The organism is Candidatus Poribacteria bacterium (assembly GCA_021295755.1).
Lineage (GTDB): Bacteria > Poribacteria > WGA-4E > WGA-4E > PCPOR2b > PCPOR2b.
In genome coordinates this window covers 19189-43393 of the sequence record JAGWBT010000002.1, presented here as the reverse complement: position 1 = coordinate 43393, position 24205 = coordinate 19189, and the positions used below count along the sequence as shown (strand labels likewise).

General features: G+C 47.2%; 27 protein-coding genes. 4 read left to right on the top strand and 23 right to left on the bottom strand.

All coding sequences use genetic code 11. From position 1 onward, the window contains the following. Position 1: 1 nt before the first annotated feature. The 4 genes from J4G02_00590 to J4G02_00575 all read right to left on the bottom strand — a co-directional run bounded on the left by J4G02_00590 (position 2) and on the right by J4G02_00575 (position 3374). Complete coding sequence (locus J4G02_00590; protein MCE2393093.1) at positions 2-736, bottom strand: hypothetical protein; 735 nt, start codon at positions 734-736, stop codon at positions 2-4. A gap of 63 nt (positions 737-799) precedes the next feature. Then, entirely contained in the window at positions 800-1267 is a 468-nt protein-coding gene (locus tag J4G02_00585; GenBank protein ID MCE2393092.1) for a class I SAM-dependent methyltransferase, read from the bottom strand. Between the two features lie 295 nt (positions 1268-1562). Further along, positions 1563-2435: an OmpA family protein gene (locus J4G02_00580; GenBank protein MCE2393091.1), complete on the bottom strand. Its 873-nt coding sequence runs from the start codon at positions 2433-2435 to the stop codon at positions 1563-1565. A 654-nt stretch (positions 2436-3089) separates the two neighbouring features. Further along, positions 3090-3374, bottom strand: a complete 285-nt coding sequence (locus tag J4G02_00575) for a hypothetical protein (protein MCE2393090.1) — start codon at positions 3372-3374, stop codon at positions 3090-3092. Positions 3375-3777: 403 nt separating this feature from the next. On the opposite strand from J4G02_00575, the gene J4G02_00570 reads away from it, so the two are divergent. Beyond that, positions 3778-4818, top strand: a complete 1041-nt coding sequence (locus J4G02_00570) for a Gfo/Idh/MocA family oxidoreductase (GenBank protein ID MCE2393089.1) — start codon at positions 3778-3780, stop codon at positions 4816-4818. A 65-nt stretch (positions 4819-4883) separates the two neighbouring features. Here the strand turns inward: J4G02_00570 and J4G02_00565 are convergent, their stop codons facing one another. The 14 genes from J4G02_00565 to J4G02_00500 all read right to left on the bottom strand — a co-directional run bounded on the left by J4G02_00565 (position 4884) and on the right by J4G02_00500 (position 17299). Then, the gene (locus J4G02_00565) at positions 4884-5735 is read right to left on the bottom strand and encodes a phytanoyl-CoA dioxygenase family protein (GenBank protein ID MCE2393088.1); all 852 of its coding nucleotides are present in this window, start codon (positions 5733-5735) and stop codon (positions 4884-4886) included. 62 nt (positions 5736-5797) lie between these two features. Then, positions 5798-6625 (bottom strand): phytanoyl-CoA dioxygenase family protein, encoded by an 828-nt coding sequence (locus J4G02_00560; protein MCE2393087.1) that lies wholly within the window; start codon positions 6623-6625, stop codon positions 5798-5800. A 167-nt stretch (positions 6626-6792) separates the two neighbouring features. Next, entirely contained in the window at positions 6793-8322 is a 1530-nt protein-coding gene (locus tag J4G02_00555; protein ID MCE2393086.1) for a M81 family metallopeptidase, read from the bottom strand. Positions 8323-8337: 15 nt separating this feature from the next. Continuing rightward, positions 8338-9849, bottom strand: a complete 1512-nt coding sequence (gene argH, locus J4G02_00550; GenBank protein MCE2393085.1) for an argininosuccinate lyase — start codon at positions 9847-9849, stop codon at positions 8338-8340. A gap of 257 nt (positions 9850-10106) precedes the next feature. Further along, positions 10107-10574: a tetratricopeptide repeat protein gene (locus tag J4G02_00545; GenBank protein MCE2393084.1), complete on the bottom strand. Its 468-nt coding sequence runs from the start codon at positions 10572-10574 to the stop codon at positions 10107-10109. 231 nt (positions 10575-10805) lie between these two features. Further along, a complete protein-coding gene (locus J4G02_00540; protein MCE2393083.1) occupies positions 10806-10991 on the bottom strand; it encodes a hypothetical protein in 186 nt (61 codons plus the stop codon). A 119-nt stretch (positions 10992-11110) separates the two neighbouring features. Further along, positions 11111-11326 carry a hypothetical protein gene (locus J4G02_00535; protein ID MCE2393082.1) on the bottom strand — a complete coding sequence of 72 codons (216 nt, stop codon included), beginning with the start codon at positions 11324-11326 and terminating at the stop codon, positions 11111-11113. Between the two features lie 52 nt (positions 11327-11378). Continuing rightward, positions 11379-12764: a tRNA uridine-5-carboxymethylaminomethyl(34) synthesis GTPase MnmE gene (gene mnmE, locus J4G02_00530; GenBank protein ID MCE2393081.1), complete on the bottom strand. Its 1386-nt coding sequence runs from the start codon at positions 12762-12764 to the stop codon at positions 11379-11381. After that, on the bottom strand, positions 12757-13407 hold the full coding sequence (locus J4G02_00525) for a protein jag (GenBank protein MCE2393080.1): 651 nt from the start codon (positions 13405-13407) through the stop codon (positions 12757-12759). Before J4G02_00525 ends, mnmE begins: the two co-directional genes overlap by 8 nt. Before the next feature lie 84 nt (positions 13408-13491). Further along, positions 13492-15381: a membrane protein insertase YidC gene (gene yidC / locus J4G02_00520; GenBank protein ID MCE2393079.1), complete on the bottom strand. Its 1890-nt coding sequence runs from the start codon at positions 15379-15381 to the stop codon at positions 13492-13494. Positions 15382-15422: 41 nt separating this feature from the next. Next, on the bottom strand, positions 15423-15632 hold the full coding sequence (gene yidD, locus J4G02_00515) for a membrane protein insertion efficiency factor YidD (GenBank protein MCE2393078.1): 210 nt from the start codon (positions 15630-15632) through the stop codon (positions 15423-15425). Between the two features lie 48 nt (positions 15633-15680). Continuing rightward, positions 15681-16013: a ribonuclease P protein component gene (gene rnpA, locus J4G02_00510; protein ID MCE2393077.1), complete on the bottom strand. Its 333-nt coding sequence runs from the start codon at positions 16011-16013 to the stop codon at positions 15681-15683. After that, entirely contained in the window at positions 16007-16663 is a 657-nt protein-coding gene (locus J4G02_00505; protein MCE2393076.1) for a hypothetical protein, read from the bottom strand. Before J4G02_00505 ends, rnpA begins: the two co-directional genes overlap by 7 nt. 144 nt (positions 16664-16807) lie before the next feature. After that, complete coding sequence (locus J4G02_00500) at positions 16808-17299, bottom strand: HNH endonuclease (GenBank protein ID MCE2393075.1); 492 nt, start codon at positions 17297-17299, stop codon at positions 16808-16810. 332 nt (positions 17300-17631) lie between these two features. On the opposite strand from J4G02_00500, the gene J4G02_00495 reads away from it, so the two are divergent. Next, on the top strand, positions 17632-18738 hold the full coding sequence (locus J4G02_00495; protein MCE2393074.1) for a VWA domain-containing protein: 1107 nt from the start codon (positions 17632-17634) through the stop codon (positions 18736-18738). Here J4G02_00495 and dgoD read toward each other — a convergent pair. After that, positions 18735-19904 (bottom strand): galactonate dehydratase, encoded by a 1170-nt coding sequence (gene dgoD, locus J4G02_00490; GenBank protein MCE2393073.1) that lies wholly within the window; start codon positions 19902-19904, stop codon positions 18735-18737. The genes J4G02_00495 and dgoD overlap by 4 nt on opposite strands. A gap of 477 nt (positions 19905-20381) precedes the next feature. On the opposite strand from dgoD, the gene J4G02_00485 reads away from it, so the two are divergent. Both J4G02_00485 and J4G02_00480 read left to right on the top strand, forming a co-directional pair. Then, positions 20382-21038 (top strand): DUF502 domain-containing protein, encoded by a 657-nt coding sequence (locus J4G02_00485; protein MCE2393072.1) that lies wholly within the window; start codon positions 20382-20384, stop codon positions 21036-21038. 103 nt (positions 21039-21141) lie between these two features. Then, on the top strand, positions 21142-21969 hold the full coding sequence (locus J4G02_00480) for a hypothetical protein (protein MCE2393071.1): 828 nt from the start codon (positions 21142-21144) through the stop codon (positions 21967-21969). A gap of 27 nt (positions 21970-21996) precedes the next feature. Here J4G02_00480 and pdxH read toward each other — a convergent pair whose 3' ends face one another. The 4 genes from pdxH to leuB are packed head-to-tail and all read right to left on the bottom strand — an operon-like array spanning position 21997 to position 24193. Beyond that, on the bottom strand, positions 21997-22629 hold the full coding sequence (gene pdxH / locus J4G02_00475) for a pyridoxamine 5'-phosphate oxidase (protein ID MCE2393070.1): 633 nt from the start codon (positions 22627-22629) through the stop codon (positions 21997-21999). Between the two features lie 22 nt (positions 22630-22651). Beyond that, positions 22652-22966, bottom strand: coding sequence for a hypothetical protein (locus J4G02_00470; protein ID MCE2393069.1), 315 nt, complete (start codon positions 22964-22966; stop codon positions 22652-22654). Then, on the bottom strand, positions 22953-23093 hold the full coding sequence (locus J4G02_00465) for a hypothetical protein (GenBank protein MCE2393068.1): 141 nt from the start codon (positions 23091-23093) through the stop codon (positions 22953-22955). The genes J4G02_00470 and J4G02_00465 overlap by 14 nt, the downstream gene beginning before the upstream one ends. Before the next feature lie 14 nt (positions 23094-23107). Beyond that, positions 23108-24193 carry a 3-isopropylmalate dehydrogenase gene (leuB, locus tag J4G02_00460; GenBank protein MCE2393067.1) on the bottom strand — a complete coding sequence of 362 codons (1086 nt, stop codon included), beginning with the start codon at positions 24191-24193 and terminating at the stop codon, positions 23108-23110. Positions 24194-24205: the final 12 nt, after the last annotated feature.

The following is a 24205-nucleotide window of genomic DNA, read 5'->3' as shown; positions in this document are numbered from 1 at the left end:
GTCATCTCGGTTGGCATCGGTAGATGGCTCTACCTTTTGTTCCACCGAGCGGCGTCACCATAAAGTACGTCTCCAACAACCTGCGAATTGGCTGATCGACTCGGTAACAGATTAGGAGCGTAGCCACATTTGGCGCTTCTGCAATCTGTTGAAGAAACGGCTCAAGAGGACCAAAATCCGCTGATTCAGGTCCATCTTTTGGATGCCAATGGTCATTGTGAGCGTAAGGCGGATCCGTGACGAGCGCGACCTTGCCATCAATCAAAGCCAGATGATCCTGAATCCGAGTTGCATCATGTTGCAAGAGTTCCACCTCAAGGTGAATCTGTTGCGCGTGATTGAAGATTAATCGGCACCGCTTCTGATAGGACCTTTTCAGTTCATCATTCTCGGTTTTGTACGCCTGGATTGCGTGTAACCGTTGCTCAAGGGCGTTCTGCTCCTTCATCCACTGAAAATTTTGCTGCGCTGTTTCTAACACAACTGGATGCAGGTCTGCCCCGATCAATTTTTTTATTTTCCGCCAAAAAAGAAGGTATGCTGTGCAGAGGATGACGCCGTTACCGCAGAACGGATCATACACCGTGATTGGCTCCCGCTCTTCCTCAAATAGCGAGTTAAGCATCACATACGCAACACGAGGCGGAAATCGCGGTGTCCGCGTTGACACCGCTTGATAGAGTGTCTTACCAACCTCTACATATTTATAAGTGACAGGACCCTGTGGGAGGTGCATGGTGCGCGAAACGGCAATCGATCAGTCTGGCACTGGATTGACCAAAATCTCCTCAAACGATGATTAAGATGACGCTGACCGCCACGGGATACAGTGTGCAGCAAAACGTTTGAGCGCGCCACTTTTAACGATAATTGCTTCGGGCCGCAGCACAGTCGCATACATCATGAGTAAAGAAATTGTATCAAGCAGAGACCGGTAGCCGGATAAACCGGATATATCAATATAAATCTTGTTAAACTGTTCACCAAACTCAAGCGCTGCTTTAACATCGAATCCATCTAGGACCTCAAAGTGCAGGTCAGGATGCATTTCCCGTGCACGCTCGATACACTTAGAACTGATGTCAGTACCAATGACCTTCTTACAATGTGGCGCAATCAACGCAGTTGTTGTGCCCCACTCACAACCGATTTCTAGCACAACATCACTTGTATTCACCCAAACAGGGATGGTCTCACGGTACTCTCTAACGCCGCGTGTGCCGATAAATTCTGTTTTTGTTTCAAATAGTTGGTTCTTACTTGCCATGTGCTTTCCAGACGGTAACTTACAATTGGTACTCTATATGCCACTGAGTGTTGGCAGCGCAGGTTTCCTAGTCTGACTCTTAAAGTTCCAGCAGAACAACAGATATATATTATTCGGATGACGTATGATAAGCCCGGAAAAACAATGTTCCTTGCACAGCAACTCTTCTAGTCACTATTGAGTATAGAAACTCGATCTACGAACTTTTTAGCACCTTAATTACCATAAAAAAAGGGAAATTGGGATGAAGCAGATTCCATCCAATTTCCCTTAAAGCTAGATACAGTGTGAAGTGCTACATCATCGAACCAGCTGGCAAGATAATGACTTCTGCTCGCCGGTTCTGGGCGCGCCCCTCTCTCGTCTTAACTGGAGCGATAGGTTCCGTATGTCCAAGTCCACGAGATTGAATTGTATTCGTTACGCCTTTGCTCTGGAGATATTGCACAACCGAATCTGCGCGGGCTTGAGAAAGATCCCAGTTGCTGCGGTATCTTCCCCTTAGTACAGGGCTGCCATCCGCGTGCCCTTTGACGAGTACCGATGCCTCAGCATCTGCTTGAATCTTTGCTACTGCTTTATCAAGGGTTTCCATGGCAGCCGCAGTCAAGCCGATTTTCCCACTGGGGAACTGAACTGTAGCCACCATCATTGGTTTGGCAGCAGCCATCTCTTTAGTTGCAGTGAGAGCCTTTTTTGTCTCCATGAGTGCAGCTTCCAAATCGGATATCTTTTGGGCTTGCATTTTGGTTGTATCCTCAACTGCAGCAATCTGGTCTTGGAGTTTCTGATCTCCAGATGCGGCGGCCTGTTGCGCCTTTTCGCTAACCATATCTGCGGTCTGCATGAGTTCCTCACGCAGTTTGGCATCCCCACTTTCAGCTACCTCTTTGGCGGCTGAAATTGTATCCGCATCACCTTGTTGAGAGGCGGTAATAGCGGCTTCTTTTGCCATAGACACCTCCGACCTCAAAGCATCCCCTTGAGCATCAACCTTGCCACTAAGCTCAGAGACTTGGTTGCCCAAATCGGTGTGTGCCGATGCATTTTCTTGGTTGTATTTATCCATCTCCATGGCAAACTCTTCTTTGCTCAATTTGCCGCAGCCACTGAGGATAATACTAAAAACAAAAATGCTAACAATTGTTATTCCTGCTATACTTCTCATTGTTACCTCCTCGAAGAGATAATTCATTCTAAAGTGAATGAATATGGTTTATGGTATGACAATTTGTATGGATAGGTAGGATAAATCGTTTTATCTTTCTCCCTATCAGAACCGTGCGTGCGACTTTCACCGCACACGGTTCGCCGATTTATAAATGATGATTGGCGGCAATCAACCCATTGGTTGTGTTCAGATATTCGATATTGAAGAATCGAAAATGTCGAATTGTAGGAATACCCAAAGGACACTGTTTGCCCTCGGATTTGGGTATGTATACCCGCCTTATGGGGTCGGATTCTTTGGTTATATCAAGATTATAGAACAATTCTGTCATAAAGTCAAGGCGTTCTGCTTTTGTTCACGGAGTAGAAACTCCATCAACTCCAGCAGTATACTTGCCAGTGTTCACTCGACAGATTCGGTCTATAGCCAAAACCCTCAATGCTGATAACTGCATATTGGAAACATCAACCTAGGTTCAATACCTTATTGGTTACAAACTTATTATTGTGGATTCACCTGTTCGGTATTTATGAGGCTTCCGACATCAGTTCATCTTTCAATTTAGTCATGCCACTCTAACCTGATGTGCATGAAAGAGTCTACATTCTCTCGTTGTATTCACCGTTTCCCCCTGCTTCCCACGATGACTTTTCAGTTGGTAATATGATGATCCAAGTGATCGATGTGGGCTTTATTCAGAGCTGCAATACTATCGGACAATTCTGATAGCCTCTTTTCGATATTGTTGAATCTAACTTCGATATGTTCAAACCTTGTGTCAACTTGTTCAAACCTTATGTCAACTTGTTCAAACTTGGCATCAAAATATCTCGTTGTTGATTTGTGCAGACTGAATAGCAAAACCCCCAAACCAGTGAATCCACCTAAGACTGCAAATAGCCCTATAGACAGGGCTATCCAGTGAGATGTCTGCATGATATATTTCCTACTGAAACATTCAAGTTGTAGAATCATGGGTTCTACTAAACCATCAACCAATCGTGTATCAATACACAAACATCACAGTTGAGGTTAGGTTTGCTGGTGCAAGTTACTAGAGCAGGAATCTAACCTGCAATACAGCATGATACGCTAAAGCGCACCCAAAGATTTGTCATATTGTAGCACAAACCGAATTTTTATACAAGCAAAATTCTATTGTTCGATATAATTGCTTCAGTAGCCTTGCGTTTTCCCTAAAAATCCATTAAAGTTAACCCAAGTCGCTGGTATTAGGCATACTTCGTATGCCGTAACTTCCGCCCCATGAAATCATTGAGTTTAAGAGTTCATTAGTTCAAAAATTCATTAATTGCATCGAAACAGGAAGGATAGCAACATGGAAAAAATTGGCGTCGGTATTATTGGATTGGGAATGGGGAAGTCAATGTTTGGGATTCGACAGATTCCCGATACTGATCTGGAAATCCGAGGGATTTGTGATACAGATGCGAATCGGCTCGAAAGTATCCGTACCGAACATAACGTCCCGTTCGCAACGATAGATTATCGGGAACTCCTCCAGCGGGATGAAATTGACATCGTAGGCATCTACACACCGGATCCGCTCCATGCACAGCACTGCCTTGATGCCCTCAATTGTGGTAGACATATAATCTGTACAAAAGGCTTCGTTGACAGCCTCGACGATGCGGTTCGTGTATTACAGAAGACGCGTGAGACCGGTTTGAAACTCATGGTGGGACAGACCTGTCGCTTCCGACCAGACTTCATGCACACGCACCGATTAATGGAGTCTGGAAAACTTGGCAATATCGTCGCAGCCGAAGCCCATTATGTACATGATATGCGCAGTGTGCTTACAGCGACACCTTGGAGACACCAGATGCCTCAGAAAACGCTCTACGGTGGTGTGTGCCATCCGATGGATCTCATTATCTGGTTTCTCGGTTTCCCTAGTGCCGTACAGGCAATTGCCCACGAAAGCGGAATTGATGAGCGATATCCGTCAGGCGAGGGACATTTCAACGACAACTGGATGGTCAATCTGATCTATGAGGATGGACGGCTCGGACGTGTGCTTGGGCTTTACGGTATCTGCCATGCACCGATGCCAATGCTAGGGCTATCGGTCTACGGAACTGCCGGCAGTGTTGTCAATGGACAGGCAATTTTCGATGATGACCATCGCAGCGTCATCCCCGTCGAAGATGCTGTTGCTATGGAGACAGATGAGATTGCCGATGTCGGACATATCGGCGAAGTGGTGCGCTATATGCTACATTTTGAAGACTGTCTCAAGCACGACAAACAGCCACTAATCAACGCAGAGGTCGGTACGAAGGTCATCGCTGTGTTAGATGCGTGCGAGCGGTCTGCAAGGAGTGGCAAGACGGAAAGGGTGCAATCCGCTTTTTAGCCAACCCGTGAACACAAATCGTAGTTGTGTGAAATGAGAGAATAAACAAGCTACAATAGAAAAAATTACCCACGCGAAGGTTCGCTCATTGTTTCCTGCGCTTTACGAGAAAGTTCAGCGAGATGCCCATCGTTAGCCATCACCTGTTCTAGGTGCACCAACCGTTCTGGTCCCGCAGTACCTACCATCTTCGGACCATATTTGCGGTCAATCCAGAACCGCGCTGAGTTACCAATGTAGGTGCGTAGATCCTCCAAACGGTCTTCAGGGTAACGTTCACAGAGATTCATGGTAAACATCCGTCGGCGTGTACCACCGCCAAACGCAGCATGCTTGGTATTGTGATTGAAACAAACCACATCCCCCGGCTGTGTCTCGAATGCGATTGCTGGTACGTCCCTGCCATGAACACCCCAGTCTGTCTCACTCTCCCGAATCTCTTCCTGAAGCCGATCTGCGTAACCATCCCCAAAGAGATGGCTGCCTGGAATAACTCGCAGCGCACCGGTGTCGCGGTTTAAATGGTCAAGGTAAAATGCAATTTTGAGGTGGGTAGGATCCTCCGGTTTGTGTCCCCCATCGGAATGCCAGCGTGTATCGCCGACGTAGTAGTTTCCATCGCTACCCATATAGTTGAAATCGTCGCCGAGAAGAGTGGTCGTTATCCCCAATATACGGGGGTCGTCCAACAGAGAAGATAAGTATTCGCTCTGATCAATGAACGGAACAATACAGGAGCGTGCTGTCCCCTCGTGAGGTTTTCCGTTATGACCGCCTCCACGTTCCCCCCAAACCGCCTCAAACGCATCAACGATTTCCTCGCTACGGTCTGCTAGAAGTCCGGGAAAACTTAGATAACCAAAGGTCTGAAAAAAATTGATTTGCTGATCCGTCAGTTTGAAATCTTGATTTTTCATGTGAACTCCTTTCCAAGTTTCGACACAACTTAACTGATATACCTAAAAACTGAATTGGAACTCTAACCAAGCGGGTCATGCGTAACAAATCGAGACGTCGCAAACGGCATATGTGTCGTCCCACGCGCAAGAATATGATTGTGATTGCCTTCGCCCCATTCGGTATAAGATCGGGCGTTGGCATAGTGGCAGACGTACGATCGCCGAAATCGGTTGTTTGACCGGTTCTGCTTAGATCTGTGGATGAGGTGACCGTGGAAAAAGATAACATCTCCAGCATTAGCAGTTGCCGCTACCTCGCTATTTTCTTTCACACCTACAATTTCGGTCAACCTTTCCTGAAAATCCTCGGTATTGTCCGGTAGTGCTACCTCTTCATAGATTGGGTGCAAGTGGGAGCCGGGAACAACATACATGCAGCCGTTTTCCTCATCACAATCATCAATGGCTATCCAAGCTCCGCACAGCGTGTCCGGGGCAGTTTTGATGTAAAAGGAATCCTGATGATAAGCCTGACCGGATTTCTTCGGTGGCTTAAGGAAAAGCATTGACTGCATTGCCATTACATCGGGCCCAATCAAGGTTTCCAACACATCGAGGATGCGGAGGTGTAACAGAAACCGCTCATGGATCTCCAGATGACGGTGGAATTGGATGAAGCGGAAAAACTTGTCCTCCATCTCCGCGGGGGTGTTACCCTCACTTCTCGGTGTAACCCCTTCCAGTTGGCTGAAGTCAACCTTCCCCAGCGCCATATCCATCGAATGGCGATCAAGCTCGCGAAGATCTTCTGCACTCAACAATCCTTCGACTTTGAGATAGCCTTGTGTGCCAAAGAAGTGCCGCTGATCAAGGGTGAGTTGATATTTATCTCGTAGTTGCTGTTCCATCAGCAATCTCCTGTTGTTCTGACTAGAAAGTTTCTCATTCCATACGGCAACTATCCTGTTACCATCAGTATCGAAACTGAAAATTAACATTACAAAACATAAATTCTAGAATATTTTCTTAACACAGCAAATAGAACTATTAAATGTTAGCAAATTCTCCGTAGATACTATGCAGACGATGTCCAGTGCATCTTCTCATCAATAGGCCAGATCGGACGGCGCAGATAACGATAAGGAAGACTGGCGTAGTTCACGGTACTGACACCCGGGGTGTTTAGTTCAATCGTACCAGCGACGACCGGATCAAAGGAGGCACGATGTGCTTGATTGGATTTGACAACAAGGATCTGTTTCTCTTCCAATAGGATACCGGCACTCTTAAAAAAATCTCGGTCTTTGCCGGTCCCCCGTTGAGAAAAGATAACGTCGATTTTATTCCCGGTGCGCAGCACAACCCGCTTACCGACATTCGCTTCACGAAATGTTTCCTCGTTGACTTCACGCCCCCAACCACCATGGGTGGGACCGCAGATCATGTATCTGCCATCGTCAATGGATTTGACCTGAGCCGTTATTTCCAGCGGTTGGTAGAAGCGTTGATCTATCTTGCCTCCCACCCTGATGTTGAGTTCTGCGCCCACTCCGGCTGCTATACCTGAGCGCACCACCTCCGCATCACGGATAGTGAGCGCGCAATCCTGTGCTCCACAGCGGAGGAGACTTTCGAGCACCGCCGGACTATCGGCAGGACAGGCGCTGCCGGGGTCGTCACCTAGATCAACCAAGAGAATCGGTTTTTGCGAGTCAACCATCGCCATTTTCACCCCTTCGTCAATGGACTGTACCGGTCGCACCGTTTTCAGTTGCTTGCGTTGCTCCCACAGATCCTCTGCCAACTCTTGAGCCAACCGCTTGGCGAGTTCAGGTTCGCCGTCAGTCGTCGCTATGATTGACATACCGGCATCCGGGGAATCACCATACCCATAGCCGCCGAGAATGGTGATATTGATAACCTTGGGAGTCTTCTCCATCTCCGCGCGCTTTTCGTTCAACTGATAGAGCAGCAGTCCCTGTTCCTCTTGCGGCAGGTGTGACCAAGTGCTCTGACCGATATTGGGACCGATGATCGGCACAAACACCCGATGGGTAACCGGATTGATTTTTCCGTCTAACATTTGTAGGAGACATTCTGCCGCCTCCACTCCCCGCTCGTAACCATCGATATGGGGATTGGTGTTATTGGGAAACGGAACTAGTGCTTCAGCCTCTTGATCGCTCATGATAGTGTGAAAGTCGTAAGTGCCGACCATAGGGATATTCCCTAGGACCCGGCGCGCTTCCTGCACCAATTCGCCTTCGGCATCGGTATAGGGCGTCTCGGCGACCATCGCTCCATGAAGTGCAAAGTAGACGCCATCTAACGGTTGCGCCTCCTGCAGGCCTGTCACAATCATATCACGACACCGTTCGTAAACTTCGGCATGGATAATGCCGCCGTGCGCAAAGCCAATTCCGACGGTCGGAACCAATTCTACATCGCGTCGCTTGGCACCTTCCACAAAGCCACCGATAAAATTCATAGGTTGTGCGCGCCTAAGCGACTCTCCGCGTTGGATATGAACAGTGTCCATACTATCGTTCTGCTCTACAGCAAAGGTGTTAGTCTCGTGCCAGAGACTCGCGATACCAATCCTCATTTTTCCCTTCCTTAACTAAAAACGAATCTCTGCAATCGTTTTACCGTTTAGTACCTGTTCGGTTATCCGAAGCGTTTTCTGGTAAGCGGCATTAATCTGCTCCTGCCGCGAATGGATCTGGTTGTCGATTTCGTCTAGCTTTGCCTCAAACTCACCCGCCATTCGTTTCACCTCCGTAGGCGATGTACCACCACGGCTCTGGTTATTGTGGAGAGAAAGTTTCGGATTAAGAATGCGTTGGAGTTGTGGGATAGCTAGGTCAATACCTTCGGCATGCAACAGTTCTTGCGTTTCCTTCCAAGCTCCAAAGGTTTTCCTCTGCTTCGCCAAGCCTCCTACAATGTTCCCAACTATCTCATGACATTTGCGGAATGGCAATCCCCGTTCACTAACGAGGAAATTGGCTAATTCTGTTGCCGTTGCAAAGTTCGCATTGGCGAGCAGTTCCAACCGGTCCGCGTTAAAGTTAAGTGTTTTGAGAAGACCGGGCAGAATCCCCAAACAGGATTGAACCACATCAAACGCACCCCACAGTGGCGGTTTGTCCTCTTGAAGATCGCGGTTATATCCTGTAGGCAGCCCTTTGAGATTCGTCAAGAGATCCATAAGCGCTGCATAAACCTTCCCCGTCCGTCCACGTGTCAATTCCGCGATGTCCGCGTTCTTTTTCTGGGGCATGATCGAGCTGCCCGTCGCATACGCATCATCAAGCGTTGCGATGTTAAATTCATAAGTTGTCCAGTAAACAATCTCCTCACCGAGCCTTGAGAGGGTGGTCATCAGCAGCGTCAGCGCAAAAAGCGGTTCAGCGATAAAATCGCGGGAGCTAATTACATCCAACGCATGTTCATGCGTCCTATCAAAACCGAGTAACTCGGTCGTCAATTTTCGATCGATTGGGAAAGAGGTCCCCGCAAGCGCACAAGCACCGAGTGGATTGAGATTGGCAAGTTCGTAAGCAGCGTTCAATCGCTTCTGATCACGGAGGAACATGCTGACGTAGGCTGTCGCCCAAAACCCAAGGCTGATTGGCTGTGCGTGTTGTGTGTGCGTGTAGCCCGGCATTACTGTTTCGGTGTGCTCCTGCGCGATAGAGAGAAACGCACGGCACAAGCGCGATACGCCCTTCTGTGTGTCGAGAAGCTGTTCGCGGATGTAGAGATGCGCATCGACGAGCACCTGATCGTTTCGAGACCGCGCAGTGTGCAGCTTTCCACCATACTCACTTCCGGCACCTTCGATAAGGTAGGACTCCACATTCATGTGGACATCTTCCTTTTCGGGTTTGAGGACAAACTTCCCATCACGAAAATCCGATTCCGCTTTGCCCAGCCAGTGCAAGATCTGCCGAAGATCCTCATCGGAGATGATACCCTGCCGCGCCAACATGATCGCGTGGACTTGACTTCCCCAGATGTCATGTGCGATCAAGCGGGAATCAACCTCAATGGATTGTGTGAAGTCTTCGGTTTCAGTTGACAGATCGGAGCGAAATCGACCGCCCCAGAGCTTGGTAGAAGTGTTCATTGTTGACTGTACCTGAAAATAGGGAGTTGCGGTAGCCTGTTAAATCTCTGCTATCAAAACATCGGATTGGGCGGTATTATAGCACGAAGCAGGTTGGGTTGACAAGCGGCGATTGTACTAACGTCTACAATACAATCGCGAGCGTATCATTACCCAGCGAGAACAAAACAAGCCCACACCAATTCATTGGTAATGGGCTTGTTTCGTGAATATATTCAAGTTGGCAACAGACTACTCCATCGAACTTTTGAGACATTCTATTTGAGACGCTTTAGAAGTATTGCCGTCTGTTCACGAATTTCTTCATTTTTAGCATCAGTCAACTTCTCAAGCGTTGCAATTGCCAATTCGGATTTTTCTTGAATTGCGTAGGTAATCCCCAAGTAATATTGTGCATCCTCGTAAAACTTGCTGTCGGGATAGGTGTCAATGACCTTCTGGAAAAACGCTTCCGCCTTCTGGAAATAGTCCTGCGCATTGTCGCCAGCAGCGCTATTCCCATAATGGAGCCCAAAATTCACATACAACTCCGGTAAAAGCCCCGTTGCATTTCTTGGATCCTGTTTTGTAACCTTATCAAATAGCGGTTTTCCCAGCTCAAATTCGCCGCGCTTGATGTAAATTAGCGCGAGTCCAGCGTTAGCCTTTACGTCACCCGGATTCTTCTGAACCGCCACCTTCAACGCCTTAAATGCCTCCTCCTCTTTGAAGATGCCTTCCATCACTCCGAAAAATTCCTCTGGAGGGCTATAGCCAGGATTGAGACCAATTAATTCTCCCTCGGAATTGACAAATGCAACCGTTGGATATCCACTGACACCGTATTTGATACGGACCTCCTCGTTTTCGGGATGGTCTGTATCTTCAGGATTGACCTTGAGGTTGACAAAGTTTTTCGATAGAGCAACAACTTTTTCATCCGTAAATGTTTCGGCATCCAGCCGCTTACAAAAGCCTCACCATTCGGTGTAGAAATCCATCATGATTGGTTTGCCCGTTTTTTTGGCTTCTGCAAATCCTTTCTCGACTGATTCCACCCACTGAATCTTCTCCTTTGCCAGTGCCATCGGACTTGCACAAACAACCAATAGCAGAGTGACAAGCACGATAGACTGTCTGTGTTTCCAAACAAAACTTAACATCGTTTTTCTCCTTTGTAAGGAATTTAGGGATAAAAATAAAAAATCCAAGTAAAGTCTATTACTATCTTAAACGAATGGAGACCCAAAAAGTGTGACTTGCATTGCAAATTAGTTGCTAATTATTCTTCAGAGGTCGACTGGCTAGCAGCAGATTCTATTTGCGTCTGTTCAAGAGTTGCAGCACTAACTGTTTTGCTAGTCAGTGTTATTCGACACTTTTGGCAGGTTGTGACAAGTTGCACTAGATTGCCGCGCCTACCCAATTTATTCTGCTTCTGTTCCGTCTCAACATAGCGTTTGCAGCGAGGACACCACTGCTGTTGCTGTGTCAACATTTCATATCCCTCCTTCACTATTCTTAATATGTTGATTTTCTACCGCTTCATTTTACTTTCCAACACAGAATTGGGAAAAAATTCTACCCAGAATATCTTCCGTCGTTGTTTTGCCAACAATTTCACCGAGACAATCTAAACTGCTGTGCAGATCGACCGCTACAAGGTCTGGAGGCATATGTTGGGCAACGCTCTCTATTGCGTGTCCAAGCGCAAGTCTTCCGCGACGCAGCGCATCATGGTGACGGACATTGGTAACAATCGGAGAATCACCCCATACCGCATCTCCTTCAAGGAGTTCTTGATGAACTGCCGATTTCAACTCTTCAACCCCTTTGCCATTGAGAAGAGAGATCTGGACCACCGGCTTCTGAGCCGCATCGGCGTGTAGGTCTACGGGAGTTGTAACGATAGGTAGATCGATTTTGTTTAGAATCAGGATTGATTTACGGACTTTCGCCGCACGGAGTAACTCTCGATCTTCCTCAGTTAAGGCCCGAGACGAATCAAACATGATCAAAAGCAAGTCGGCTCGGTCAAGATAGGCTTTGCTCCGCATTACCCCTTGCTGCTCAACAACATCTGTGGTTTGATGTATCCCAGCGGTGTCTATTAAATTGAGTGGAATCCCACCAAGATTCAGTGGCGCTTCAATTGTATCGCGTGTCGTCCCCGGTATTTCTGTAACTATCGCTCGATCTTCCTGTAACAAAGCATTTAGTAAACTCGATTTTCCAACGTTCGGTCGTCCGAGTATTGCGATGTTCACACCTTCCCGCAGGAGTTTGCCCTCCGATGCGGTCGCAATTAACCGGTCTAAGTCATCGAGGATGTCTTGAGCAGTCTGCCTCATTACCGTTAAACCCATGAAATCGAGCTCTTCTTCAGGAAAATCGATAGATGCTTCGACTTCTGCAAGCAGATTCGCAAGCCGATCGTTGAGTGCGTTAATCGTTTGAGACAACTTGCCGGACAACTGATCTATCGCAATTCGACGGGTGAGGTCAGTCTTTGAGCGAATGAGATCTATGACCGCTTCTGCCTGCGCTAGATCTAGCCGACCATTGAGAAAAGCGCGTTTGGTAAATTCACCCGGTGCCGCGAGACGCGCTCCGGCTTTCACCGTTAGCTCAAGCACACCTCTGAGGGGGACAATACCGCCATGGCAGTTAAATTCAACTACATCCTCTGCCGTATACGATTTTGGAGCCCGCATGATACCGAGCACTACTTCATCAATAACTTCTCCTGATAATGGTTGGACAACATGCCCGTAGTTCAGTGTGTGGCTCGGCAACTCAGCCGCGGAAACGCGACGAGACGAACGAAAAATCTGGCAGGCAATGGGAATAGCAAGACTACCACTCACTCGGACAATACCGACACCACCTTCGCCCCGCGGTGTCGCAATGGCTGCAATTGTATCCCATTCAATCATACTGCTTTGAGTTTGACTCATACCTTTCGCGTGTGGTGACAGCAACGCGCCGCATCATCCCCTCACCCCGGCTGTACGTGCGAATATCCTCATCTGATTGTAAGGTGACGTGAATAATTCGGCGGTCACGAGGCGGCATCGGGTCTAGGACGATTTCTTGATGGGTCTGCTTGACCTTTGCAGCAGCACGATAAGCCAGATCTATCAGCATCTGCTCACGGCGTTCACGGTATCCCTCCGCATCAACGAAGACTTTTTTCTTCACAAGAGATGATCTATTTAATATACAATTCAACAAATATTCGACAGCGTTTAGCGTCTGACCATGTTTGCCGATTAGTATGCCGGGGTTATCAGAACTCACCGTAAGATGTACACTTCCATTGATGATTTGAGATTCAATCTCCGCCTCAAGCCCCATATGACTTAGAATTTCATGAAGCACCACCTCTGGCGTCGAAGAAATATCCTCTTTTAACGTTACACGGATTTTAGCAAGTTTTGCCCCTAAGCCAAGGATGCCTTTTGTGGGTTCATGTATAACCTTCACACTAACCTGTTCACGATTAACACCAAGCTCTTTAAGGGCAACCTCCAACGCTTCTTCTGTCGTATCTTCTTCAACTTCAATATATTGGTGCACGATTCAGTGTCCTCCCGAATAACCGCATAATATCTATAGTTATTTGAATGGTGTTATTGGAATCGATGATGCGCGTTCCGCATCTCATGTTTTACGGTTCGCGTTTGGGAACTGTCGTTTCTTGGATTGAGGTTGTTTTTTTCTGGATGAGGTATTAACAGAGGTGACTTCCTCTGCTTCATCGGACTGCCATAATTTGGGTAAGTATTGTTGACCGATGGTAAAAATATTGTTACATAGCCAATAGAGCGCCAACCCCGACGCAAAATTATACAGGATAAAAACAAAAATCAAAGGCATAAATTGCATAATCTTTGCTTGTACATTATCGGTCGTAGGTGCCATACCGCCTGACGTTTTCTGTTGTAACCAAGTAGTAAAACCGTTGACAATCGGTAGAAATCGAAATGCATTTCCAATGAATGGAATCGTAAAGGGAAGCGTAAATAGGACATCAGGGGCAGCAAGATCATCTATCCATAAACAGAAAGGTGCCCCTCGTAATTCAACTGCGTTACCGAGAAGTGCAAATAGTGCAATGAAGACCGGAATCTGTGGAATCCAAGGGATACAACCACCGAATGGATTCACGCCGTGTTCTTTGTATAATTGCATCGTCGCCTTATTGAGTTTCTGCGGATCATCTCGATGCTTTTCACGGATCTCCGTAAGCAAGGGTTGGAGTTTCTGCATCGCCTGCATCGACTTGTAACCCTTACGGGTCAGCGGGTATGAAACCACTTTTACTAACAAGGTCAGGAGAATAATGGCAACTCCATAGTTTTTGATGATACCATAGAAGAAATTCAGAAGCCAAAGCATTACCCAAGCAATATACCAAAAGAAACCGAAGTCGATAATATCGGCGAGTTGGAGGTCTTCCTCCTGAGTGCCCGGTGGCACGATTGCCTTGAGAACTTTGTACTCCTTTGGACCAACATAAATGCGGAATTGATCTGCCCGGCTGTTGTTGGAATCTAATGAAAACCCAGGAACAATGAGGCTTGCAGCTTCAGATGGGGCGGTAATAACTGCCGGCGCCGTTGCTCCGTTGTCTGAGAGAGTTTCCAGTTCGTATGTCGCGTTAATCACTCCATCTGGAATCATGAGCACAGCAAAATACTTATTATTCATGCCTGCCCACAAGACCGAATCCATATTTTGAGAATCATCAAGTTCTTTAACAGGTTTGCTAGCCCCACTGCTCAAGGCTCTGGCACCCTCGTTTTTGGAATGGTGTCTCCCACGTTTGCCATCTTTGCGTTCATGTGCAAGAAGATCCGCATTAATCCCAGGACCCCAACGAAGTTTATATCCGTTACGGTTATCGCTCATCGAATCAAGAGAAATTAACGGTTGATTCGATAAATTTTGGAACGTTAATTCAAGGTCAACGTAATACCCATCATGATAAAATGTAAATTGCTTGAGGACCCTGAGGTGTTCTCCAATCTGCTTGGTAAACGTAAGGGTGTCTTGCGGATTTTGATCTGTAAGAATTAGCTCCGTTTTGTCCGCTGCCCAGAAGCTGTCCATTGCATCAACCGTCAGGCTCTGATTAAAAAAGTGGACTGACAAGCAGTTTTGGGCTGTTTCTGGAATCAGGTTAAACAATGATTGATCCACACCGGATCTGTCTGGATATTCTTTTAGTGCCCATTCATGTGCATAAGCGAATCGTCCAACCGAAAATATAATATGATATTTCCCAGTTTCAACTTGAACCGTTTGACTCTCTCTAACCGGTTGTCGGGGACGCGATGGGGAATCTACTTGCGCTGATTGGACTGTATCAACTGTGGATTCACTAGAAAATGACGATGAATCTGGTGAGAGGGGTGAGGCTTCCCTCGATTGCTCAGTCACTTGCTCAGTTGTTTGTTCAGGCTTGGGGAGTTTTCGACCATAAAACCAACTCCAACCAAACATGACAGCAACCATGAGTACAAGGGCTAAGACATAACGTTTCTCCATTTAACGAATCTCCTCGGGGCGATCTTTTTGACAATAGAATTTTACTTCAAGGGATGGTAACCACCAGGGTGATAAGGGTGACACTTAGATAGCCGTTTAAGCGCAAGCCACCCTCCTCTTATAGCTCCATACTTTGTAACTGCTTCAAGGGCATATTGCGAGCATGTGGGATAAAACCGGCAGGTTGGCGGAAAGAGAGGTGAAATCAGTTTGCGATAGCAGCGTATGGCGTAGATGAGTAAGATCTTCATGGTATTGACAAGGTTTACAGAGTTGAACAGGTTTACATAAGTATGGAACTACTCGGATCTGCAAACCTTGGCTTGTTGTAGCAGTTGCAAGAAGGACGCTTGAATTTGCTGACATTTTACACCGACCGCCGCAGACCGACCAACAACAACAATATCATACCCTTGAGGTATTTGCTGTTGTGATAGCCTAAACGATTCCCGGATCAGACGTTTAAGGCGGTTCCGTTTAACACTGTTTCCAATCTTTTTACTGACGGTAATACCCAAACGGGTGGAGGAGAGAGATTGTCTGAAAACATAGATAACAAGATGGCGATTCCAGTACTTTTTCCCCTTTTTATACCCCCGTTGAAATTCCAACTTTACGCGCCATATTAAAATCTCTGGAGTCGAAGTCGCTGCTCCCACTGCTGTCCGTCAATTTTCCCTTGCAAATAGGCAGTATAATTTACAACTTGAGCCTCCAAACTCATCTGCGGTGTGCCGTTTTCGTCCTCTGCCATCACCCGTATGACATCAATTGTGTCCGCCTCTGTTTGTGCCGCATGCACAAGCGCAAAAATCATGAGGAACTCTTCCTTGATCACGCGTTCGGAAAATGCGCGTGGAATAAAGTTAAGCAGCACAACGTTCTGATCGTCCCTCAGACGACCATTCCTCAGCCGCCAATGAACAACCCGAATCTGTTTCTCATTAAAGAGTTGCTGCAATACTTCACCCCGTAATGAAATTGGCACTTTCGGAGTCGCAATAGTAGATGGTTGATCCACCTCCGGTAAATCTGAAACATCATACGGAATAAAACCGAGTAACGCTGCAGGTGGTTTACCAACTTCAAATGCAATAACAAGCGGTTCGCTGTTTTCTGGATGACGTATGACTTCATGAAGCTCTCGTCCAGTTTTCTGTCGGTTCGTTTTTCCCCACCCTTCCATCAGGGCGAATTCATAGTAATAGTCTTCCGGAGCGTGTAGCGTACAACCCAGCAGTAGGAATGAAAGGCTCAATATCAACGCATTAGAAATACACATACGAGCACACGAATACATAACCAAAGGAACAGAAAAGCATTGGCGACTTTTTGCGATTTTTCTCAATAGGTACAATATTGGCCCCCGCTGAGATAGCATCTGCCGTTTTCGGCCCACTTTGTTGATTTCCATCAAGACAAAACCTTAGTTGATGTATAGGTACTTTTTCCAAGATTCGTCATAGGACCGACCATTCCGGCTCAGGTGCAGATAGGAAATAATTGAGGGTGCCTTGGGCGAACGCTTGGGGAACATACCCGCTTCATGGGGCGTGCGATCGCCCTTCTTGGCGTTACACCTTTTACACGCGGTCGCCACATTTTCCCACACGGTCGTTCCACCTCTCGAACGAGGTTTGACATGATCAATTGTTAGCGTTGACGGTGGAAAATGTTCATCGCAATATTGACATGTGTATTGATCTCGAGTCAAGACATTCTTACGTGAAAACTTCACGACGCAATGAGGGATATGGACATAGTTCACCAGACGAATTACCAACGGTATCTTCATCGACATGGTCGGCGAACGAATCTCAAGATCAGAAACTTTGACAAGCATCTTCATTGCACGTCTTAGGTTGCAAACGTTAATTGCTTCATAGCTTGCATTTAATACCAGTACATTTGCTTCCATGGTTCCCGTTCCAATTATGAAGCCTAAATTACCGAAAACATGAAAATTGAGATTATTGTAACACACCCCTCTTTGAACCTGCAAGCAAAAATCTCTATTCTCCATCCCTTAGCTGACTTGATCTCAAGCGGGATTTCCTTTGACAGACAGAACGCTTGGTGATAAAATCGCAGCGCGCAAATTGGCGAGTGAGGAATCCAATGAATTGGCGAACCATATTTACCCGTCGCATATCGCGATTTAGATTTTATAGAGGCAGTGCCCTGGTTGACTTTCAACGCTCTGCGTCGCACGCTTCTCGCCCCACGCCCGAAAATCTCCGATGGCCACCGATGTCCAATCGAGCCAGAGCGAATCGTCGCACACGTTTCTCGTTTTTTACCTCCTTGCTGCTGCACCTGATTGCGGTCCTTATGGTTAGCGTCAATTTGCCGCGATGGTATCGACCACCTCCGCCACCAGATTCGATTATTGCAGAACTTATTGAGGTCGAATTTCATTCCCAACGTCTCCATCCCGTAGAAATCAAAAAGCCAATCTTTCATGCTGACATCCCTAACCAACTTTACGCAAACAGTGTGCATTCTACACCAACAATGTCCCCAAAGGATTTAGCAGTGCAGGTAAACCAAGTAACCCCGCCGGTTCAGTCAACCGCTAAACCGCTGAGTACAACGGCTCACCTACTCCCCACATCAGATACGCCGTTTGCAGAAGCCTCCGAAGACGATTGGCATTTACAAGAATCAATTGCCGAACCACTAGAAACCGTGGCCGAAATTCCTCAATCAACCTCCACTGAAGTTGAGCAAGATCTGTCGCAAATAGAAAGACCGCAAACTGACAGTGCTAAGACACCATCGCTTGATCGCGATGCACAGATTGGCTCGCTTCTTCAGACAATTGCCAGCGGTATCGCGAGCGGGAAAGATACACCAACCGTAGATATCGTCTTTTTGTTAGATACTAGCGGAAGTATGGAAGATAATATTCGCGCAGTGGGAAGGCGTTTGGTTGATATGGTGGAAATCTTCCAAGCAGAACAGCTAGATTTCACAATGGCAATGGTGCCGTTTAAGTATCTGGCACAGCATTTTCATCAACCAACAAAGGATTATCAGAGGTATGAACGTCTTCTAGAAAATCTCGAATGCAGTGGGGCTGAACGGGCTTATGAGGCGATTGTCAAATCGATCACGAGGATAAAATTCCGTCCGGGGGCACGACGGCGTTTTATCCTCATCACCGATGCACCGTGCACAGGTCCCTATACAATTCAAGAGGTGCTACAACGATGCTGGGCAGCAGAAATCACATTGGATATAATTGGGGGCGTAACTGATAGAACCGAAGCCGACGATCCGCTCAAAGCTGAACGTGAGCAAAAGGCGCTAGCGAGAAAAACTGGTGGGATGTGGTTGCCAATACCAAGTAATTAATATTCCTTCAATCCCCCATCTGGCGTAATGAGTGGTGGACGCACATACGGCTCCGGAGGGTAATGCTTGAACGCCTCTTCGTTGAGTTCAATTCCAATTCCGGGGGTGTCCGGAGGAATTAAATATCCACCTTCGCGCTTAATCGGTTCTTTGACAAGATCGTCCTTGGGGGATTTATCTTCACCCAGCGGATACTCTTGCATAGCAAGATTGTGAATAGCTGCATCAATCTGCACACACGCGGCAGTGAGGACACAACTCAACGGGTTGTGCGGCACCACACCGATGTAACTCGCCTCTGCAAGGGTCGCGATTTTCTTGACATTTGTGATGCCCCCGGCGAGCGACAGGTCGGGACGGACGAATGCAGCGCCGTTGTGGTTCAGCAGGTCCCGGAACTGGTAAATTGTGTAGAGCCGTTCCCCCATCGCAAGCGGCATAGGAACGCTAGCCGCAACGTACTCCCATGCGTCCATATTTTCAGGTTCAATCGGATCCTCGAAAAAGTATAGGTTATACGGCTCAAGTGCACGTCCCACAGCGATGGCTTCCGCTGGGGTAAGTCGGTTGACAACATCAATCATGACATCTACATCCGGACCCACCGCGTCTCGAACCGCTCCGACCCGCTGTTCAGCGTTACGAACCATCGCGGTATAGCTCATGCTTTCCAGACCGCGTCCCTCCTCGAAATCAAACACGCCAAAATCACCAAACGGATACAACCTCACAGCAGTGAACCCCTCTTCAACCCGCGCGGCAGCTTGCTCTGCCAATTCTTCGGGTGTGTTTCCGCCCAGATGTGTATAAAGACGAATTTTCTCTCGTGTGGGTCCCCCAATTAGTTCATAAACCGGTGCATCGAGCACCTTGCCCTTGATGTCCCACAACGCGATGTCAATCGCACCGATGGCAGACATCACGTCTGCGCCGCCACGGAATAAACAGCGACGGAATGTATGCTGCCAGTGCCGTTCGATGTGTAATGGGTCCTTGCCAACGAGGTATTCGGCGCAATATTCAACCCCTGCGATCGGCAAAAATGGAGTGCCACCAGTACCACTAGCAGGATGAAGCTCACCAACCCCTGTGATGCCTTCATCTGTTTCAACTTTGACGTACATGAATCGGCTCGCCCGAAGTGTATCAACTTTAGTGATTTTCACGCGCTTACACCTTTCCTGAATCAGTTTTTACGTCGAACTGACTGTATTCTAACGCGATTAAATCTCAATAACAACAAGATTCACGCATTTCACAAAAATTCTCATAGCGGTTAACTTGGTTGTGGAAATGTGTACCCTGATTGACGATGCAGTGGTTGTATGCTATCATAATTATTAGAATACTACCTATCGGAAATTAAGATATTTTGCATCTTTTTTTACCCTTTTGCGTTGTATGCTATAGCCTTGTTCAGCCTAGATAGAAAGATCTAATCCAGCCGAGGGTGGTGGAAGTAAAATTGCTTATCCAGCGAACCCTTGTGTGTATTGTTTTTTGCTTAGATTCTCTTTCGTCTAACTGCGGCATATCCTATGCGTAGCAAGCCACGTTATTCAATCTTTAGTTTTACGGCGTAATTAACAACCAATGAAATAAATTTGACGTCGTTTAGCCTTACTTTATCAATTCAAACAAAAATGGGTATTAGAAGACATTTCAGAAGTACACTAATCACAGGAATTTTAACGCTGATACCGTTGGGTGTCACCATCTTTGTACTGAAGTTCCTTTTCACTACAATTGATGGCTGGCTTAAGCCGGTAATGTCGCCGATATTGTCACAGGTCTTGGAGGAAAGATATCACATCGGTATGGGAGTGCTAGCGACGCTCCTGCTCGTCTACCTAGTGGGTTTAATCGTCTCCAATTTTTTGGGACAAAAGCTACTTGGGGCAGGAGAGAAAATTTTAACAAAGATTCCGCTCGTGCGTGAAGTCTACGCCCCTGTCAAACAGGTGGTGCAAATGGCTTTGATGACCTCAAGCTCAAGCGAATTCTCACGAGCGGTTGCGGTTAAGACTCCCGGATCGACGATACGTGTTATCGGCTTCGTTACAGGAGAGTTCCACGAAGAAGGGAATCCCGTTCCAGTTGCTTCTGTTTTTGTCCCAACCAGTCCAAACCCGACAACAGGCGTTTTGCTCTTCTGTGATCCAGAAATCATCTATGAGACAAACATGAAGGTTGAAACTGCCATGAAAATGCTAATTTCAGGTGGAATTGTTGCCCCCGACGACTTCATGATTCGGCAGCAGATGCAACAACAAATCAACCCAAATCGCGAATCCGAATGAACATACTGTCTGTCAACTCACAAATCAATTCGTGAATTCATACAACTTGATTTTGGCAGATTACCCTCACTGTTATCCAAGCAACACCAATACGGAGAAATCAATGGCTGGCATAGATCTACGCAATAAATTAGAAAATGGTGGCATCGTATACGGCACAATGCTGAGTCTATCGCGGAATCCCCGGTGGGCAAGAGCTATTGGCCAACTCAACTTCGATTATGTAATTATTGATAATGAACATTCAGCATATAGTCGGGGTGAGGTAGCGGATTTCATCGCGGCAATTAACACAACAGGAACAACCTCAATTATCCGCGTCCCAATCCCCTCATCTCACTATGTAACCATGGCGCTTGATGCCGGTGCACACGGTGTCTTAGTTCCATACTGCGAAACTGTTGAAGAAGTTAAGGAAGTGGTCGCGGCAGCGAGATGGCGTCCGTTAAAAGGCGCACTCGTGGACCGCGTGATGGAAACGGGGGAATTCCCAAGCGAGGCATCGAAAGAGTATTTGCAGGAAAGAAATCGCAATACGGTTGTCATGATTGGGATTGAGAGCGTGCCTGCCGCCGATAATTTGGAAGAGATCTTAAAAATCGGTGGGATTGATGCAGTTTTTGTCGGACCGAATGACATGAGTATCACAATGGGCATCCCAGATCAGTACGATCATCCGGATTTCGAGGAGATGCTCCGCTTTGTTATTCGCACGTCCGGTGAGCGCAATATACCTGTCGCTATCCATCTGCAATCTGTCGAGTTGTCAACAAAGTGGATTCAAGAAGGGGTTCGATTTGTCCTGCACAAGACCGACGTGGGGGCATTACATGAAGGCTTCCAACGCGACTTTAATCAACTTCGACAAGTTGGTGACGAGATTTCCGGTCAAACAACGGAAAAGGCAAAAAAATCCGACGTGGTCATTTAACCGAGGAAACTGATTCGAGAGAAAGCATCACGGCGAAATCCGTTCAATCCGCCAATCATTATTGGGTTGGCGGGTATAGCGAAGACGGTCATGCAGGCGGCTTGGACGCCCGCTCCAGAATTCAATCATGTCAGGAGATAAACGATAACCACCCCAATCCGCCGGCAGCGGAATCTCTTCGTCTTGATATTGCGCTGCTAACTGATTGAATCGATCTTCCAGTACCCGTCGGTCAGGGATAACCTCGCTTTGTTTTGAAGCCAATGCAGCCAAACGACTGCCGATAGGCCGACTCTGAAAATAGTGTTGGGAATTTTCACGAGAAACCTTGCTTACCTGCCCGGTGATACGCACCTGCCGATCCAGTTCACGCCAGTAAAAAACCAACGCTGCCTTCGGATTCTCTGCGAGTTCTTTCCCCTTTTGGCTTTCGTAGTCCGTATAAAAAACAAAACCCCGCTCATCATGTCCTCTGAGCAGCACAATCCTCGCCGAAGGTATACCATCCTGCGTTGCTGTTGCCAGCGTCATCGCGTCCGGCAGATCAATTTTCGCATCGATCGCCTCCTGAAACCATTGGTCAAATTGATTAAAGGGATTTGCATCTAAGTCTTGCTCATTCAAGCCGGCATCGGTATATTCTCTGCGAAGTTTTGTCATACCCAAAAAAATCTCCTTGCAACTAACATTTCTTGAAAACTAACAAATCAATTGCTTCAGTTACCGGCGATGGCTCTTTTTCATTATCCACAGCTTTTTTCATTGCAAGCAACCCCGCTTGAAATTCTTCGTCTGACATAAATTCAAACGTTGAGTACGACCTCATTTTGATACGCTGGTAGTATGCCTGCAAACTGTCGTCAATTTTCTGCAGAATGGTTTCCAAAGCAACCTTCTCAAACCCGTTTGCGGAAAATAAATCCTCAACTGCTTCCAAGCATAAAAGATTCTGGTTATCAATCCCTTTGGCGGTTGGAAAGAATTCATAGTGTATCACTGTATCCAATCGGTCGGGGAAGGTACTTTGCAAGGGCATCCATCCAGAGACGAATCGTTTCCGCAGAATGTGCGCGTCCTTGCTGATAATTCTTGTACTGATTCTGATCATAATCAACTTTTTTCATGATCTTACTACGCTTCACGAATCGGATCGAATCTCGGCAATAATAGCGTCTGTCATTTCAACAGTGCCGACCGTTTTCAGCCCAGGCTGCTGAATATCGATTGTGCGAAATCCTTTGTCGATTGCGTGGTCAACGGCGTTTTCAATATCCGCAGCCTCCGTATCAAGATTGAAGGAGTGTTGAAGCAAAAGGGCAGCGGACAGAATCTCCCCAATCGGGTTAGCAACCCCTTGCCCGGTGATATCGGGCGCGGTGCCGTGAATTGGCTCGTAGAAGCCTTGCTTGGTATATCCGTAGCTCGCTGACGGGCACATGCCGAGTGAACCAACCAACACGGCCGCTTCGTCGGTGAGGATATCTCCGAAAATATTTCCCGTCACCATAACATCAAATTGGCTCGGGTTTCGGATGAGGTGATAGGCACACGCATCAACTAGGATATGGTCCAATTCGACATCGGGATAATCCTGACTAACCTTTGTCGCAACTTCTCGCCAGAGTTTTGAGCTTTCCAGCATGTTCTCCTTCGCCACAGAGGTTAGTTTTTTAGTGCGTTTTCGTGCAAGTTCAAAGCCAGCGCGCACCACACGGTCAATCTCGCGCGTCGTGTAAGCAAGCGTATTGCAGCCACGTTCTCCATCTGCGTGTGGTTCGATGCCGCGTGGTTCACCATAATATAAACCACCAGCCAACTCACGAATCACGATAAAGTCTAGCCCCTCACCGATGATCTCGTCCTTCACCGGCATGACGGGTGCCAACGCCTTTCTCCCACGAATCGGGCGAAGGTTCACAAAAAGGTCTAATTCTTTGCGCACTGTTCCGACAGCGCGTTCGGGGCGCTCTGCGCTTGGAACATCCTCCCACTCTGGTCCTCCGGCCGCACCGAATAGGATTGCGTCAGACCTTCGGCACAAGTCTAACGTTTCTTGCGGCAAAGCTGTGCCCGTTTCATCGATCGCGCAACCGCCGAGAAGTCCGTATTCGTACTCAAGTCGATGTCCATATTTGTCTTGAATCGTATCCAATACCCGAATAGCCTCAGCTGTAACTTCTTGACCGATTCCATCTCCGGGTATTACGGTAATTGTTGCATTCATTAATTTCTCCTT